The organism is Kitasatospora sp. NPDC057518, from assembly GCF_042802075.1.
Taxonomy (GTDB): domain Bacteria; phylum Actinomycetota; class Actinomycetes; order Streptomycetales; family Streptomycetaceae; genus Kitasatospora.
In genome coordinates this window covers 1-2,045 of the sequence record NZ_JBHVEU010000745.1, presented here as the reverse complement: position 1 = coordinate 2,045, position 2,045 = coordinate 1, and the positions used below count along the sequence as shown (strand labels likewise).

The following is a 2,045-nucleotide window of genomic DNA, read 5'->3' as shown; positions in this document are numbered from 1 at the left end:
GATGTGCCCCGCCCGGGGCCGCGCCGTCCGACGGGGCGGCGCCGTGGAGCAGGCCGGGCGGCGCTCAGATCTCGTCGTCCAGGCCCTGCTCGATGGCGTACCGGACCAGCTCCACCCGGTTGTGCAGCTGCAGCTTCCCGAGCGTGTTCTGCACGTGGTTCTGCACCGTCCGGTGCGACAGCACCAGCCGGTCGGCTATCTGCCGGTACGACAGTCCCTTGGCCACCAGCCGCAGCACCTCCGTCTCCCGGGCGGTCAGCTGCGGGGCGGCCGGCGCCGAGGCCGGGGCCGGCTCGGCGGCCAGCCGGCGGAACTCGCCGAGCACCAGGCCGGCCAGGCCCGGGGTGAACACCGCGTCGCCGACGGCCGTGCGGCGCACCGCGTCCAGCAGCTCCTCCCGCCCGGCCGACTTCACCAGGTAGCCGGTCGCGCCGGACTTCACCGCCTCCAGCACGTCCTGGTGCTCGCCGCTGGCCGACAGCACCAGCACCCGGACCGCCGGGTCGTGCGCGACCACCTGGCGGCACACCTCCGCGCCGGACAGGCTGGGCAGGTTGAGGTCCAGCACGACCACCTGCGGCGTGCAGGCACGGGCCCGGCGCACGGCCTCCTCGCCGTCGCCCGCGGTGGCCACCACGTCCAGTCCGGCCTCGGCGAGGTCGCGCGAGACGGCGTCCCGCCACATCGGGTGGTCGTCCACCACCATCACCCGCACCGGCCGGTCGGCGGTCGGCTGGTCGGTCATCGGCTGGTCGGTCATGGAGTGGCCTTCCTCGGGACGCGCAGTTCGACCTCGACGCCCTCCCCGGGCGCCGAGTACAGCTCGGCCGTGCCGCCGAGGTCCAGCAGCCGGCCGCGGATGGACTGGGAGACGCCGAGCCGGCCGGCCTGCTCCGCCTCGCCGAGCCGGCCGGGGGCGAAGCCGGGGCCGTCGTCGCGGATGCTGACCGTGACGGCCTCCGGCTCGTCCTCGACCAGGATCCAGGCCCGGGCCCGCTCCCCCGCGTGCTTGCGCACGTTGTCGACGGCGGCGCCGACCGCCGCCGCGAGCTCGCCCGCCGCCGCACCGGGCAGCGGCACCGGGGTGCCGGGGGCGGAGAGCGTGATCCGCTCGTCCGCGTACGGGCGCAGCAGCGCGGTGAGGTCGCGAGGGGCGTCCGGGTCCGGCGGCTCGGCGGCGTCGGAGCGCGGCGCGCGCTGCTCCGGCAGCGGACCGCCCGTCATCAGGGCCCGCAGCGCGCGCTCCTGTTCACCGGCCAGCCGGCCGAGCTCGGCGAAGTCCGTACCGGAGCCCGTCCCGCCGCCCGACTCCGTACCGCTCAGCTCCGCGCCGCGCCGCTGGACCAGGGCGAGCACCTGGAGCACGCCGTCGTGGATGTCCCGGGAGAGCCGCTCGCGCTCCCGGGTGGCCGCCTCGACCTGGAGCGCCCGGGTGAGGGTGGCCTCGCTGGCCCGGGCCAGCTCGATCACGTAGCCGATCGCGCAGCCGGCCACCATCAGCAGCACGATGTTGTGGATGTTGTCGCCGGTCGGCCCGCCGTGGCCGAGGATGTTGGCGACGCCGATCACCGAGCCCGAGGCCGCCGCCGGGCGCCAGCCGCCCTTCGCGGCGAAGCCCAGCACCGTGCCGGCCGCCCAGATGGTCGGCAGGGTGGGCGCGCCGTGGCTGATCCGGGCCGGGGAGTCGGTCATGCCGCTCATCACGATGCCGGTGACGGCGAGGGCGAGGTCGGTGCCCAGGACGAACCGGGTGCAGCGCTGCGGGTTGGCGAAGGCCCGGGTGCTGGCCAGGGTCCACAGGGTCAGCGCGCCGAGGAAGATCCAGCCGGCCACCGGGTGCAGGAAGTGCAGGTACGAGTTGAAGTACCGCAGCAGCGCGTAGCACAGGGCCAGCACCCGGAAGTAGGAGATCGCCTTCCAGAGCGGGAGTTCGACGGACATGCCGCCGGCCGCCACCGTGCCGCCGACCGCGCCGGCTCTGCCGCCGTCGTCCGTCATCCGCCCCGCCCCTCCCCGGGCCGGTCCGGGCGGCCGCTCGGAGCGGT

2 protein-coding genes are annotated in these 2,045 nt (G+C 76.1%); both read right to left on the bottom strand.

The window, feature by feature from the left end:
* Positions 1-64: 64 nt before the first annotated feature.
* Positions 65-760 (bottom strand): response regulator, encoded by a 696-nt coding sequence (locus ACFU7Z_RS39030; protein WP_369808377.1) that lies wholly within the window; start codon positions 758-760, stop codon positions 65-67.
* Positions 757-1,941 (bottom strand): MacS family sensor histidine kinase, encoded by a 1,185-nt coding sequence (gene macS / locus ACFU7Z_RS39025; RefSeq protein WP_380782903.1) that lies wholly within the window; start codon positions 1,939-1,941, stop codon positions 757-759. Before macS ends, ACFU7Z_RS39030 begins: the two co-directional genes overlap by 4 nt.
* Positions 1,942-2,045 lie beyond the last annotated feature (104 nt).

What these genes read in the sequence shown, in the direction of transcription:
- macS (WP_380782903.1), bottom strand. Translation starts at nt 1,941, where the DNA reads ATGTCCGTCGAACTCCCGCTCTGGAAGGCGATCTCCTACTTCCGGGTG.
- ACFU7Z_RS39030 (WP_369808377.1), bottom strand. Translation starts at nt 760, where the DNA reads ATGACCGACCAGCCGATGACCGACCAGCCGACCGCCGACCGGCCGGTG.